Origin of the sequence: Mycobacterium marseillense, assembly GCF_010731675.1 — a bacterium.
GTDB lineage: Bacteria > Actinomycetota > Actinomycetes > Mycobacteriales > Mycobacteriaceae > Mycobacterium > Mycobacterium marseillense.
In genome coordinates, this window is the sequence record NZ_AP022584.1 from 4,872,486 (window position 1) to 4,886,670 (window position 14,185).

The window sequence follows — 14,185 nt, forward strand, 5'->3', positions numbered from 1 at the left end:
GGTTGAGTTGTGGGTGAGGTTGAGCTGGGCACCAACTCCGAGGTCGGCGCGCTGCGCACGGTCATCGTGCACCGTCCGGGCGCCGAGTTGCTCCGACTCAACCCGCGCAACGTCGACCAGCTGCTCTTCGACGGCCTTCCATGGGTCGCCCGCGCGCAGGACGAGCACGACCAGTTCGCCGAGGTGCTGCGTTCCCGCGGGGTCGAGGTGCTGTTGCTGTCGGACCTGCTCACCGAAGCGCTGACGCACAGCGGGGCCGCGCGGATGCAGGGCGTCGCGGCCGCCGTGGACGCGCGCCGGCTCGGAGTTCCACTGGCGCAAGAGCTTTCGTCCTACCTGCGAGGGCTGGAGCCGGCCCGGCTGGCGCAGGTCCTGATGGCCGGCATGACGTTCAACGAGTTGCCCGCGGACACCCGCACCGACGTGTCGTTGGTGCTGCGCATGCACCACGGGGGCGACTTCGTCATCGAGCCTCTGCCGAACCTGGTGTTCACCCGCGACTCGTCGATCTGGATCGGCCCGCGGGTGGTGATCCCGACGCTGGCGCTGCGGGCCCGGGTCCGTGAGGCGTCGTTGACCGATCTCATCTATGCCCATCATCCGCGGTTCACCGGGGTGCGCCGGGCCTACGAGTCGCGCACCGCACCCGTCGAAGGTGGCGACGTGCTGCTGCTCGCTCCCGGGGTCGTCGCGGTAGGGGTGGGCGAGCGCACGACGCCCGCCGGTGCGGAAGCGTTGGCCCGCAGTCTGTTTGACGACGACCTCGCGCATACGGTGCTCGCGGTGCCGATCGCCCAGCGGCGCGCACAGATGCATCTGGACACGGTGTGCACGATGGTCGACACCGACACGGTGGTGATGTACGCGAACATCGTCGACACGCTGTCGGCGTTCACCATCCAGCGCACGCCCGACGGGGTCGCCATCAGCGACGAGGTCCCCTTCCTGGAGGGCGCCGCCAAGGCGATGGAGATCGACAAGCTGCGCGTCATCGACACCGGGCTCGACCCGATCGTCGCCGAACGCGAGCAATGGGACGACGGCAACAACACGTTAGCGTTGGCGCCCGGTGTCGTCGTCGCCTATGAACGCAACGCGCAGACCAATATTCGCCTGCAGGAGGCCGGCATCGAAGTGCTGACCATCGCGGGCTCCGAACTGGGCACCGGCCGCGGCGGCCCGCGCTGCATGTCGTGCCCCGTCAGCCGCGACGCAATTTCATAGCACCGCGCACCTATAACTGGCAACGTATTTCCCGAGAGACCCCGTCGCTAGTTGCAGTCTCGCGGCACAGGCATCAGCGCCAGCTCGGCAGCCAGATCTCCATGTTCCACGTCTGCTGCGAAATCGGCAGGCCCGTCAGCACCGGGAACAGCCAGGCGAAGTTCGTCACCACCAACGCCACATAGGCGCAGACGGCGATCAGTCCCAGCGTGCGTCGCTCCGCGTTCACCCCCGGGCCCCGCGCGGGCGCTCCAGGCGTGTACAGGATGTCGCCGCAAATCAGCGCGATGGCCATCACCAGAAACGGTGCCATCGTCGCCGCGTAGAAGAAGTACATCTGCCGATCGATGTCGGCGAACCATGGCAGCCACCCCGCGCAATAGCCCACCAGCACAGCGGCATAACGCCAGTCGCGGCGCACCAGCATGCGCCACAGCGCGAAGATCAACACCGGCACCGCCACCCACCACATCGCCGGCGTCCCCACCAGCATCTCGGCCTTGACGCAGGACTGCGCGCCACATCCCGGCACGTTCTGCTCGTCGATGGCGTAGAGCACCGGCCGCAATGACATCGGCCAGCTCCACGGCTTCGACTCCCACGGGTGATGGTTGCCGGCCGAATTCGTCAAGCTCGCGTGGAATTGAAAAGCCTTGGCGGAGTAGTGCCACAGCGACCGGATCGCGTCGGGTAGCGGGATCACCGAATGCGGGCCGATCGTCTGGCCCACCTCGTGGCGATCGATGGCCGTCTCCGAGGCGAACCATGGCGCATAGCCGGCCAGATACACCAACACCGGGATGAGGCCCAGCGCATACCCGGTGGGAATGAGGTCGCGTCGCAACGTCCCCAGCCAGGGTCGGTCGACCTGATACTGGCGCCGCGCGGCCACGTCGAACGCCAGCGACATCAGCGCGAAGAACACCACGAAGTACAGGCCGGACCACTTTGTGCCGCAAGCCAATCCGAGCAGTACCCCGGCGCCGAAGCGCCACCACCGCACCCCCAGCCGCGGGCCCCATGCCGTGTCCAAATTGCGGCCCTGCAGCAGCACGACGTGCATTCGCTGCCGCACCTGGTCGCGGTCGACGATCAGCGCGCCGAACGCCGCGACCACGAAGAATGTGAGGATGCCGTCGAGCAGCGCCGTGCGCGAGGCGACAAAGCTGACGCCGTCGCAGATGACCAGCACTCCGGCGATCGCGCCGATCAGCGTCGAGCGGCTGATGCGCCGGACGATCCGCATCACCAGCGCCACCATCACCACGCCGAGCAATGCGCCGGTGAACCGCCAGCCGATGCCGCTGTAGCCGAAGATCGCCTCGCCGATCGCGATGAGTTGCTTGCCCACCGGCGGGTGGACCACCAGACCGAACCCCGGATTGTCCTCCACCCCGTGGTTGTGCAGCGCCTGCCAGGCCTGCGGGGCATAGTGCTTTTCGTCGAAGACCGGCGTGCCGACATCGGTCGGCGAGCCCAGGTTCAGGAAGCGGGTAACGGCGGCCACCACGGCGATCACGCCGGTCACCACCCAGCCGCGGACGTGATCGGTCGGCCCGAAATCGGCCACCGGCACCCGCCGGCCCGGGCTGACGACGGGGACCACGCGCTCCTTTTCGGCGCCCTGGACGTTCAAGGGGGATTCGCGGGCCGGGGCAGTCATCGGTGTCGATCGTAGGCTGTCGACCATGACCACCGGCCGCCTGTTGCTGGGCGCGACCCCCTTGGGCCAGCCCTCGGACGCCTCGCCCCGCCTCCTGGACGCGCTGGCCACGGCCGACGTGGTGGCCGCCGAGGACACCCGCAGGGTCCGGACGTTGGCCAACGCCCTCGACGTGAAGATCGCCGGCCGGATCATCAGCATGTTCGACCGGGTCGAGGCCAATCGAGTGGACTCGGTGGTCGAGGCGATCACGGCCGGCGCGACCGTGCTGGTGGTCAGCGACGCCGGGATGCCGCTGATCAACGACCCCGGCTTCCGGCTGGTGACCGCGTGCGTGGAGGCCGGCCTGCCGGTGGGATGCCTGCCGGGGCCCTCGGCGGTGACGACCGCGCTGGCCCTGTCCGGCCTGCCGGCGGAGAAGTTCTGCTTCGAGGGTTTCGCGCCGCGCAAGAAAGCGGCGCGACGAACCTGGCTGGATTCGCTGGCCGACGAGCGACGCACCTGTGTGTTCTTCGAGTCGCCGCGCCGGTTGCCCGCCTGCTTGCAGGACGCGGTCGAACGGCTCGGCGGCGCGCGCCGGGCCGCGGTGTGCCGGGAACTGACCAAGGTGCACGAAGAGGTGGTGCGCGGATCGCTCGACGAGCTGGCGGCGTGGGCGGCCGACGGTGTGCTCGGCGAGATCACCGTGGTGCTCGCCGGTGCCACCCCGCGCGCCGACCTGCCGTCGCTGGTCGCCGAGGTCGAGGAGTTGGTCGCGGGCGGTGCCCGCGTCAAGGACGCCTGCGGCGAGGTGGCCGCCGCCCATCCCGGAGTGCGGTCCCGCCAGCTCTACGACGCGGTCCTGCAGTCTCGCCGCGATTAGCGGCGGTCGCCGCACAGCCAGAGCCGGGCGCAGCGGGCCGCCGCCATCAGGACAAGCCGGCCGGGGTTGCCGCGGCGATCGACGGTAGCCCGACGATGGGCGACGCCTTGTGCAGGCATTCGGCCCACTCGGCGTCGGGGTCGGAATCGGCGGTGATCCCGCCGCCGACGCCGAGCACCGCCCCGCCCCCGGCGTCGAATTCGACGGTGCGGATCGCGACGTTGAGTTCGCAGCCGGCGACGGGGGAGGCCAATCCTATTGTCCCGCAATAGATTCCCCGGCGGTGCGGTTCCCATTTCGAGAGCAGTTGGCGGGCACGATGTTTGGGTGTCCCGGTGACCGACGCCGGCGGGAAGGTGGCGTCCAACAGCGCCGACGTCGGCAACTCGACCGGAACCTGGGCCGCCACCGTGGACACGAGGTGCCACACGCCCGGCGCGCGCCGCACCACCAACAGCTCCGGCACGGTCACCGAACCGACGATCGCCACGCGGCCCAGATCGTTGCGGACCAGGTCCACGATCATGATGTTTTCGGCCACCTCTTTGGCCGAGGCGCGCAGCGCCGACGGCCAGGCGTCCAACGGCAAGGTGCCCTTGATCGGGCTGGACGTGACGGCCGCCCCGCGCCGCCGCAGGAAAAGCTCCGGGGACAGCGACGCCACCGCGCCCCACGGGCCCGCGACGTACGCTGCCCGGGCCGGAGAGGTGCGAGCGACGCCATCGACGAAGAAGTCCAGCGAGGAACCGGTGACGGCGCCGGTGAATTGGGTGCACACGCATGCCTGGTAGACCTCGCCCGCCCGGATGGCTTCCAGGCAGGCAAGCACCCCGTCGCGGTGCGCGGACCGGTCGGCGATGCCCCAGTCGATCCGGCACTCGCGCGCCGGTGCCGCCGGTGCGGCCAGCGCGGTGGCAAGCCAGCCCGGCATCGGCGCGCCGGACAGGCTTTCGTACCACCAGTGCCCGTCGCGGTCGCGGCGCAGCACGCTGTCCGTCCAGCCGCCCGCGGCCTCGGGGATCCGGTGCGGATGGGCGTCGGCGCCGGGGTCGGGATACGAGAGGTAGCCGACCCAGCCGCCACCCACCGCGTGCGGCTCCGGCGTCCGCGAGACCTCGACGGCGAACACGTCGTCGACGTCCACCGGGCCCACCGACAGACTCGGCGCGATCACCGCCAGGGCACCGAACCACTCGCCGGTCAGCGCGGCCGGCGGCGGCAGACCGAGCCGGGTCGTGGCGTCACCGACGGCGCGCAGCACCTGGGGTGCGGCGCCGAGATCGCCGAGCCGGTCGATGCGCACCGACCCAGTGTGCCGCTCAGCCGCGGCTGATGTCGCGAGCGGTGGCCAGCGCCGCCAGTTTGCGCGGGTTGCGCATGACGTAGAAGTTGGTGATCTTGTCGTCGGCGATCTCCACCGTGATCACGCCTTCGAGCTGGTCGCCCAGGTACAGCAGCACCGCCGGGGCGCCGTTGCAGGTCACCATCTCCACCCGCAGCGTGGCCATCTCCGCGGCCCTGCGCATCAGCCCGGCGATCGCGCGGGCCACCTTGTCGGCGCCGACGACCGGCCGGCGAGCGGCGCTCACCACGCCGCCGCTGTCGGCCGTCCAGGTGGCGTCGGGGGCCAGCATCGTCATCAACGCTTCCACGTCACCCCCGGCTGCCGCGGCCAGGAACTGCGTGGTGATCTCCGCGGTGCGCTCCGGGTCCGCGGCCTCGAACCGCTTGCGCCGGGCTCGCACGTGTTCGCGAGCCCGGTGCGCCACCTGTCGCACGGTGGGCGCCGGTTTGCCCACCGCCTGGGCGATCTCGCCGTAGTCGAAGCCGAACACCTCGCGCAGCACGAACACCGCCCGCTCGTCGGGGCTCAGCGTCTCCAACAGGACCAGCATGGCCATCGAAATCGACTCTGCCAGAACGACATCGGTGGATGGATCCTGCTCGTCGAGGAGCAGCGGCTCGGGCAGCCACGGGCCCACGTACTCCTCGCGCCGCCGGGCGTCGGCCCGCAGCGCGTTGAGCGCCTGCCGGGTGACCAGCTGGGCCAGGTAGGACTTGGTGTCGCGCACCGTGGCCAGGTCGACGGCCGACCACCGCAGGTAGCTGTCCTGCAGCACGTCGTCGGCCTCGGTCGCCGAGCCCAGCATCTCGTAGGCGATGGTGAACAGCAGCGGCCGCAGCAGGGTGAACCGTTCGGCGTGCTCGCTGCCGGTGGGCCCGCGTGTCATCGCAGTGCGATCCGCTCGTCGGCAGGGGACTGCGCGGGCCGCTTGCCGCCCTTGAGCCAGAAATACGAACCCGGTTTGGCGGCCTCGCGCCGGATCGCCCACAGCGTGCCCTTGCAGATCGTCTCCTTGAGCGACGCCGCCGCCCGGCCGCCGAGGTACATGTTCACCGGGGTGTCGTCGGTGCGTGCCAGCTGGAAGGTGGCGTGCGTGCGGCCCAGGCTGATGCATTGTCCGACGAACGCCTGGCTCAGCGCCGCGGGCGCCTCTCCGGCGATGCGGTCGAGCACGGTGTTGGCGGCCTGGGCGCCCATCGGCCCGGCGGCCTGGCAGCTCATCCGCAACGGTTGGCCGGAGGGCGCGGCGGCGTCACCCGCGGCGACGATGCGGTCGTCGTCGATGCTGGTGAGCGTTTCGTCGGTGAGCAGCCGGCCCATCGGGTCGGTCCGCAGCCCGCTGCGCGTGGCCAGGTCGGGCACGGTGAATCCGGCCGTCCACACGGTGGCCGCGCTGGGCAGCACGGCGCCGTCGGTGAGCACCACGTGATCCCAGCGCACCTCGGCCACGGCGACCGATTCCAGCACGTTGACTTCGAGGCGCCGCAGCCGCTTGGCCACCGAGCGCCGGCCGCGCTTGCTCAGCGACGGGCCGAGGACGGGACCGCAGACCAGGGTCACCGGACGCCCCTGCTCGGCGAGCTCGGAGGCGGTCTCGATGCCGGTCAGGCCGCCGCCGACCACGGTGACGGGCGCGGGCAGCGGCAGATCGGTGAGCGCGTAGTGCAGTCGCCGCGCGCTTTCCAGGTCGGCGACCGAATGAGCGAACTCGGCGAAGCCCGGGACCATCGAGGGCGTCGCGCCGGTGCTGCCCACGGCGTAGATCAGGTAGTCGTAGTTCAGCTCGGCGCCCGACGCCAGCAGGACGCGCCGGCCGGCGGCCTCGATGGCCTCGACCGTGTCGACGATCAGCCGTATCCCGTCGCCGAGCAACGTCGCGTAATCGGCGGTCGCCGTGCCGGAGTCGGCGACCAGCTGGTGCAACCGGATGCGCTCCACGAACTCGGGCCGGGGGTTCACCAGCGTGATGTCGATGTCCGGGCGCCGGCGCAGATGGTTGGCGGCCAGCGTGCCGGCGTATCCGCCGCCGACAACGACGACATGGCTTCTCCTGTGGGCCGCTTCGGTCATGGCTGTCTCCTATTCGTGAGGACTTGTGCCCTTGAGACACCGCAGACCGTCCGAGCGTGACACGTCGCCCGTTATTGTGACCCGTCTCACTGCGCGCGTGCGACGGCCGGTCCCCGGTTGCCGAGCGCACCCCCGCTGAGCTGTGGCAAAGCGGCGCCGGAACGCCCGTGATACGCTGCGCTACGCCAATTCGTGGCCCGCCCCCGGGCCGGATACACGCACCAGACATCCCGCGAAATGTGGGGCCACTTCACTGCGCATCGGTGTGTATTGGGAGAAGCAACCTTGACGACGACCATCTTTGCGAGCGGCCGCAGGCCTTCGCTGTCGGGTTTGTCGTCGGGTGCGATCTGACGCGGTGACGATGTTGTGCTCAGTGAGGACAAGCGCGCTCGCCGCGGTCGTGTGCGCGGCGCTGGTGTTGAGCGGGTGTGGCGGTAAGAGTGACCCCGGGCCCCTGTCCGCGATGGTCAGCCCGCCCATCCCGCCCACCGCGCAGGAGATTCCGAACCCGCTGCGCGGGCAGTACGAGGAAATGCTGAATCCGCTTTTCCCGCAGGGAAATTCGGCGCAGCAGCGGTACTCGTCCTGGCCCGCGTCGTACGACGCCAGCCTGCGTGTCTCGTGGCGGCAGTTGCAGCCGGTCGATCCGCGCACCCTGCCCCCCGATGCGCCCGACGACCGCAAGTTCGATTTCAGCGCGATCGACGACGCGCTGTCCAAGCTCGGGGCCCGGAACATGCGCCTTGTCCTTGGCGTGTACGTCTACAAATCCTGTTGCAACGACACCTATCCCGACAACACCAACATCGCGATCCCGGACTGGGTGCGCCCGTTCGCCGCCAGCTATCCCGCGCCGGCGAAGAGCTCGGTGCCCGGCGTCACGCAGGTGGTGCCGAATTTCAACGACCCCGACTACCTCAACGGGGTCAGTGAGCTGCTGGCCGCCCTTGGCCGTCGCTACGACGGCGACGAGCGACTCAGCGTGTTCGAGTTCTCCGGATACGGCGACTTCGGCAAGAACGACGTCGCGTATCTGCGCGATGCGCTCAGCGCGCCGGGACCCGCGCAGGACGACAGCATGACAAAGCTGGGCTATTACAGCCAGTTCCGCGACCAGAGCATCACGAAGGCCTCCATTGCGCGGCTGGTCGCGGCGAACACGAATGCGTTCGGTCACACGCAATTGGTGGTGGCCCCCCAGAATCCGGAGATCGTCCGCGAACTGTTCGCCGACGACGTCACCAAGAAACTGGCCGCGCCCGTCGGCATCCGCGCGGATTGCCTCGGTGTGCAGGCGCCGTTGCCGGAATGGGCCGACGCCAGCGACTCGCATTACGTCCGGTCCAACGATGCGGTCGTCAATGCGATCAAGCAGCGGCTCAGCTCGTCGCTGGTGATCAGCCAGTGGTGCCGGTTGCCGAGCGGCGCGGACCCCCGGTCGTATTACGAGAAGGGGCTGCACGACGTCATCAGGTATCACGTGTCGATGACCTCGAGCGCCGACTTCCCCGATCGGGATGCGGCCTCGGCGATGGATTCCAAGCTGTTCCTGCTGTGGGCCAAGGCCAATACTTCTGCGGGCTACCGGTACTCGGTCGAAGCGCAGCCGGGATCGCAGTCGATCCAGGGCAAGGTGGCGACGATCTCGGTGGCCTGGACCAACTACGGCTCGGCGGCGGCCACCGAGCACTGGGAGCCCGGGTACAAGCTGGTCGACTTCTCCGGGGCGGTGGTTCGCAGCCTGCCGGCGACGGTGAACCTGGCGAAGCTGGTCCACGACGAGACCAGCCAATCGCGTGAGGAACCGGTTCCCGAATCGTCGAGCGAGTCGGTCCACGTCGACGTGACGGGCCTGGCGCCCGGCCACTACACGCTGCGGGCCTCCGTCGAATGGCGACAACACAAACCGGGCGCCTCGCACGTCGTCAATTACGCACCTATGGCGTTGGCTCGGGACGGCCGCGACGGTGCCGGACTGTACCCGATTGCCACACTTGACATCCCGAGCGATTCGGCCTCAGCAAACGGTCAGTGACCTGGTGCGGCGGTCGCGATCGTTCGTCACTGCGAGCTTGTCGTAACCCCGGATGCGCGGTGCCGTGCGTGATACCGTTCTCAAACGGATTTCAGCCCCCTGACCAGGCGGGTCGGAATTCAACCAAGCAACCGAGCGAGCGAACCGTCGAGAAATGCGCGGGCACGTCCAGCGGGGACCCACACGGGATAGTGCCCCGTATCGGAGGAGTCCGTGTCACGCAGCCTGAACCTCGTGGTCACCTCCGTCGCCACTCAGCTGATGGAGGCCACGGCACCCACCGCGACCACGGTCAGCGAAAAGGTACTGGCGCAGCTCGTCGAGCAGTTCGATGTGGACGCCAGCTTCCTGCGCCACCACGACCACGATGCCGCCGCGTCGACGTTGATCGCCGAATGGCCGCGGCGAACCGACGGCCCGGATCCGGAGCCGATGGCCGCCCTGCAATCGGACCGCGTCGAGTCGGTGCTCGCCCAATGTGAGCAGGACCGGAAGCCCGTGGTGACGCGTCCGGATCGGCGCGACGGGTGGGTCCGCCGCACGCTGAGCCCGGCGAGGACGCCGGCGTCGCCGTCGGTGGCCGCCGCGCCGCTGGTCTCCAACGACGCCTGCACCGGTGTACTCGGCTTCGTCAAATTCGGTGCCCGCAAGTGGAAGCAAGAAGAGATCAACACGCTCGAGGCGGTCGCCGCGCTGTTTGCTCAGCTTCAAGCGCGCATCGCCGCCGAAGAGCGGCTCCGCTACCTCGCCGAGCACGACGACCTGACCGGCGTGTACAACCGCCGGGCGCTCGTCGCGCATCTGTCCGGACGCCTCACTCCCGGAAGCCCGGGACCCGTCGCGGTGTTCTACCTCGACCTCGACCGGCTCAAGCCGATCAACGATTACCTCGGCCACACCGCGGGCGACTGGTTCATCAGGGTCTTCGCCCAGCGCATCGAGGAGTGCGTGGGAACGCCGAGCATGATCGCCCGGCTCGGCGGTGACGAGTTCGTGGTCATTCCGGACCTGCCGATGTCGTCGGAGGTCGCCGAGGCCTTCGCGCGCCGCCTGTCGACGATGCTGTGCGATCGCCTGACCATCGGTGGCCACGTGATCAGCCGGACCGTCAGCATCGGGTTGGCGGTGGGCACGCCCGGCGCGGACAACTGCGCCGACCTGCTCCGTCGAGCGGACGAGGCCGTGCTGACGGCCAAGCGTGCCGGCGGCAATCAGACGGCGGTGTCCACCGACGACATGTCGCTCAAGCGGGCCTTCCGCAACGACATCGAGCTGCATCTGCAGGGCGACATCGAGAGCGAGGGTCTGCTCCTGCACTACCTGCCCGAGGTCGACTTGTGGACCGGCGCCATCGTGGGTGCGGAGGCGCTGGTGCGCTGGCGGCACCCGGTCTGGGGGCTGCTGCCGCCCGACTCGTTCATCGGCGTGGCCGAATCGACCAACCTCGCCGCGGAGTTGGGCGGATGGGTGATGCGCAGCGCCTGCGCCGAGTTCAGCCGGTGGCGCGCCAATGGCGTCGGGCAGGGCGCCATGCTGCGCATCAACGTCTCACCCATCCAGCTGATCAGCCGCGGCTTCGTGGAAAGCGTCGCCGACGTGCTCGGCGAGTTCGGTATCGACGCCGGATCGGTGTGTCTGGAGATCACCGAACGCGCCGTGGTGCACGACATCGACACCACGCGAAAGACTTTGTCGGAGCTCAAGGATGTCGGCGTGCAGATCGCCATCGACGACTTCGGCACCGGTTATGCCGTTCTGTCCCATCTGAAGTCCCTGCCGGTCGACATGCTCAAGATCGACGCCGGGTTCGTGCGCGATGTCGGCACCGACGCCGGCGACCTGGCCATCGTCCGCGCCATCATCGGGCTCGCCGAAGCGTTCGGACTGGAACTGGTCGCCGAAGGCGTCGAGACACCCGCTGCCGCATTGACTTTGATGCAACACGGGTGCCACCGCGCGCAAGGCTTCCTGTTGTCGCGCCCCCTGCCCGGCGATGCGATGGAAGCGCTGCTGTCCGCGCGCTGGATGCCGATGCCGTTTCTCGCCGATCGCGAGTCGTCGTCGCTCGGCTCGATCTAACGCGACCCAGATCGCAGTGGGTGCTCAGCCGTCCGTGGGCAAGAAGACGAAGTTGTTGACGTAGGTGCCGTGGCCGGCCCAGCCGTCCTCCCGCGTGCCGACGTTGGCCGGGTCCTGATGGTGAGTCGGGTCGAACTCGGCGACGGGCCGCCGAGTGCCATCGAGATCGAAGTAACCCGCGTAACCGAGTCCGGCCAGCAGCGCCGTAATCTCGGCGACGGCGTTCCGATGATGGCGCTCCTCGGCTTCCACCACAATCGCTGGTCGATTGCGCGCGAGCGTCTGTGTGGCGCCGCGTAATACTGCGAGTTCATGGCCCTCGACGTCGATCTTGACCAGGCCGATGCCGTCGAGACGCAGGTCGTCGAGGCGCTTGACCGGCACATCGATGCTGCGGATGTCGTCCCCACTGACGTCGGTGAGGTCGTTGTGGGTGTCGATCGTGCTTCGGCCCGGTTCGGATTCGACCACCCGCATCGCGATCCTGCCGGGTTGGTCGGACAGCGCCACCGCCTCCACCTGGACCGGGGCGCCGACGGCGCCGAACATCGACGCCAGATCGCGGGCCTGGGCCGGCCGGGGCTCGAAAGCGATCACCGAGCGCGACGAATTCATCATCGCGATCGTGAATTCGCCGAGGTCCGCTCCGATGTCCAGGGAAACCAGGTTCGGATCGCACAATGACGCCACCAGCCGGATGTCCGCGCGGGATTGCCCCAGGCGGTGCAGAATTCGAAATTTCCGCTGCCAGAACAGGCGCGGTGCGAGCTTTTCCGCCGCCGGCGCGAGCCACCGTTTGGCCGAGCGTGCGACAGACATCTGCGGTGATCTCCCGTCCGATTTGCGGAGCCTCAGCTTAATCGACACGGGCTTTCCCAATGCCCAAAGCGCGCTGGCCGACGCCGCGAAGTCGACGCGCTTCGGGGCAGGCGCCCCGATTCAGCTATGTCGCCCGGGCCCTGGCTGTACCCTGTTGTAACCCTTGATATCCCGCGCAACGTTATGTCGGTCAACGCCGGAGAGGCAGCAGTCGATGCATGTGATGGAGACGGTGTTTTCTGAGCAGTGCCTGCCGATGCCGTTCCCCACCCATCGCGATCCGTTGCCGTCGGACACGGTTTAGCACCGCAATCATGGTCCGGACAATTAGGAACATTCTCCTTGTCGCCGGCGTGTGCGCGACCTTGGTGCTCGACGGATGCGATCGCCGCGGCGACCACGATCCGCTCGGACTGATCAGCAGTCCGGCCATACCGTTGTCGGTGCAAGACGTACCGAATCCGCTGCGCGGACAGTACGAAGATCTCCTGCAACCACTGTTCCCGCAGGGGAATCCGGCGCAGCGGCGCTTCCCCGCGTGGCCCGCGTCGCACGACGCCAGTCTGCGTGTCCCCTGGCGCCAGTTGCAGCCCACCGATCCGAGCACACTGCCACCGGATGCTCCCGACGATCGCAAATTCGATTTCAGCGTGATCGATGACGCGCTGACGAAATTGGCCAGTCGAAACATGCGCCTGACCCTTCGCGTGGTCGCCTACAACTCCTGTTGCGACGCCGTCTATCCGAACAACACCAACATCGCGATGCCCGACTGGATGCGCCCCGCGGCCACCAACTACTCCGGTCCACAACGATATTGGTGGACGTCCGGCGTGACACAGGTCGTGCCGAACTGGAACGACCCCAACTACCTGAACGCTTTCGGCGAGCTGCTGGCCGCATTGGGCCGTCGTTACGATGGCGACGAGCGACTGAGCATCTTCGAGTTCTCCGGCTACGGCGATTTCAGCGAAAACCACATCTCCTATCTGCGTGACACACTCGGCGCGCCGGGTCCGCCCCCCGACGAGAGCGTCGCGAAGCTGGGGTATTACAGCCAGTTTCGTGACCAGAGCATCACCGCCGGGTCCATTCGGCAGCTGGTTGCGGCGACCGTAAACGCCTTTCCCCACACGCAATTGGTGACGACGGCGCTGAACCCGGAGATCGTGCGCCAGTTGATCGCCGACGACGTGACTAAGAAGCTGTCCGCGCCGGTGGGCATCCGCGCGGACTGCCTGGGTGTCCAAGACCCGCTGCCCGCCTGGGCCGAAAGGAATGGTTCGCACTATGTGGAGTCGAAAGACCCGCTGGTCAAAGCGCTGAGAGACCGGCTGGCGTCGGCGCCGATGATCACCGAATGGTGCCAGCTGCCCGAGAAGACCGATCCGCGGGCCTACTACGAAAAGGGCCTGCAGGACGTCATCAAATACCACGTGTCGATGACATCGAGTTTCAACTTCCCGGCGGTGGATTCGTCGAGCCCGATGGACCCGGCGTTGTACTTGCTGTGGGCGCAAGCCAACGTCGCCGCCGGGTACCGGTATTCGGTCGAGGCGCGCCAGGAATCGCAATCGGTGAAAGACGGCAAGGCGACACTGGGCGTCATGTGGACCAATTACGGCGCGGCCGCAGCGACAGAAAACTGGGTCCCCGGCTACCGGCTGATCGACTTTTCGGGGGCGGTAGTCCGCACATTTCCCGCGAGCGTGGCGTTGAAGACCCTGGTCCAAAGCCCATCCGGGGACGGGTCCCGCAAGGAGCCGGTCCCGGCATCGTCCACGGAATCCATCCACATCGATCTGCCGGGCTTGGCGCCGGGACACTACACGCTATGCGCCTCGGTGGATTGGCAACAGCACAAGCCCGGCGCGAGCCATGTGGTGAACTATCCGCCCATGCGGCTCGCGCGCGACGGTCGCGATGGCAACGGCTGCTATCCGATCGCCACCCTGAACCTGTCCCGCGAAGTGCTGACCGACGCCCCTTGACGATGACGGCGGGCGCCGCGACACCGATCAAGACCTGAATCAACCGGGGCAGCGGGACTGCGATTCCGCCAAAGCCTGCCTGATGATGCTGCAT

The 14,185-nt window shown here is 68.2% G+C and carries 10 protein-coding genes; 5 read left to right on the forward strand and 5 right to left on the reverse strand.

The genetic code is table 11. The features are described 5' to 3' along the window. Positions 1 to 9: 9 nt before the first annotated feature. Complete coding sequence (arcA, locus tag G6N26_RS22870) at positions 10 to 1,224, forward strand: arginine deiminase (RefSeq protein WP_083018742.1); 1,215 nt, start codon at positions 10 to 12, stop codon at positions 1,222 to 1,224. 73 nt (positions 1,225 to 1,297) lie between these two features. Here arcA and G6N26_RS22875 read toward each other — a convergent pair whose 3' ends face one another. Further along, positions 1,298 to 2,830: a dolichyl-phosphate-mannose--protein mannosyltransferase gene (locus G6N26_RS22875; RefSeq protein WP_163648950.1), complete on the reverse strand. Its 1,533-nt coding sequence runs from the start codon at positions 2,828 to 2,830 to the stop codon at positions 1,298 to 1,300. An 82-nt stretch (positions 2,831 to 2,912) separates the two neighbouring features. On the opposite strand from G6N26_RS22875, the gene rsmI reads away from it, so the two are divergent. Next, the gene (gene rsmI / locus G6N26_RS22880) at positions 2,913 to 3,749 is read left to right on the forward strand and encodes a 16S rRNA (cytidine(1402)-2'-O)-methyltransferase (protein ID WP_067167733.1); all 837 of its coding nucleotides are present in this window, start codon (positions 2,913 to 2,915) and stop codon (positions 3,747 to 3,749) included. A 46-nt stretch (positions 3,750 to 3,795) separates the two neighbouring features. Here the strand turns inward: rsmI and G6N26_RS22885 are convergent, their stop codons facing one another. From G6N26_RS22885 to G6N26_RS22895, 3 genes are read right to left on the reverse strand one after another with little or no spacing between them, the layout of a single operon-like run. Continuing rightward, entirely contained in the window at positions 3,796 to 5,052 is a 1,257-nt protein-coding gene (locus tag G6N26_RS22885) for an aminodeoxychorismate synthase component I (RefSeq protein ID WP_083018737.1), read from the reverse strand. A gap of 16 nt (positions 5,053 to 5,068) precedes the next feature. Further along, positions 5,069 to 5,980 (reverse strand): RNA polymerase sigma-70 factor, encoded by a 912-nt coding sequence (locus G6N26_RS22890; protein ID WP_067167729.1) that lies wholly within the window; start codon positions 5,978 to 5,980, stop codon positions 5,069 to 5,071. Continuing rightward, the gene (locus G6N26_RS22895; RefSeq protein WP_083018735.1) at positions 5,977 to 7,164 is read right to left on the reverse strand and encodes an NAD(P)/FAD-dependent oxidoreductase; all 1,188 of its coding nucleotides are present in this window, start codon (positions 7,162 to 7,164) and stop codon (positions 5,977 to 5,979) included. The genes G6N26_RS22890 and G6N26_RS22895 overlap by 4 nt, the downstream gene beginning before the upstream one ends. A gap of 364 nt (positions 7,165 to 7,528) precedes the next feature. Between G6N26_RS22895 and G6N26_RS22900 the strand changes: the two genes are divergently transcribed. Both G6N26_RS22900 and G6N26_RS22905 read left to right on the forward strand, forming a co-directional pair. Then, a complete protein-coding gene (locus tag G6N26_RS22900) occupies positions 7,529 to 9,202 on the forward strand; it encodes a hypothetical protein (RefSeq protein ID WP_083018733.1) in 1,674 nt (557 codons plus the stop codon). Positions 9,203 to 9,415: 213 nt separating this feature from the next. After that, positions 9,416 to 11,281 carry a putative bifunctional diguanylate cyclase/phosphodiesterase gene (locus G6N26_RS22905; protein WP_083018731.1) on the forward strand — a complete coding sequence of 622 codons (1,866 nt, stop codon included), beginning with the start codon at positions 9,416 to 9,418 and terminating at the stop codon, positions 11,279 to 11,281. A 24-nt stretch (positions 11,282 to 11,305) separates the two neighbouring features. Here G6N26_RS22905 and G6N26_RS22910 read toward each other — a convergent pair whose 3' ends face one another. Further along, complete coding sequence (locus tag G6N26_RS22910) at positions 11,306 to 12,100, reverse strand: FkbM family methyltransferase (RefSeq protein ID WP_067167720.1); 795 nt, start codon at positions 12,098 to 12,100, stop codon at positions 11,306 to 11,308. A gap of 314 nt (positions 12,101 to 12,414) precedes the next feature. Here G6N26_RS22910 and G6N26_RS22915 point away from each other — a divergent pair, with 314 nt between their 5' ends. Further along, positions 12,415 to 14,091, forward strand: coding sequence for a copper resistance CopC family protein (locus tag G6N26_RS22915; protein ID WP_067167718.1), 1,677 nt, complete (start codon positions 12,415 to 12,417; stop codon positions 14,089 to 14,091). The last annotated feature ends 94 nt before the right edge of the window (positions 14,092 to 14,185 follow it).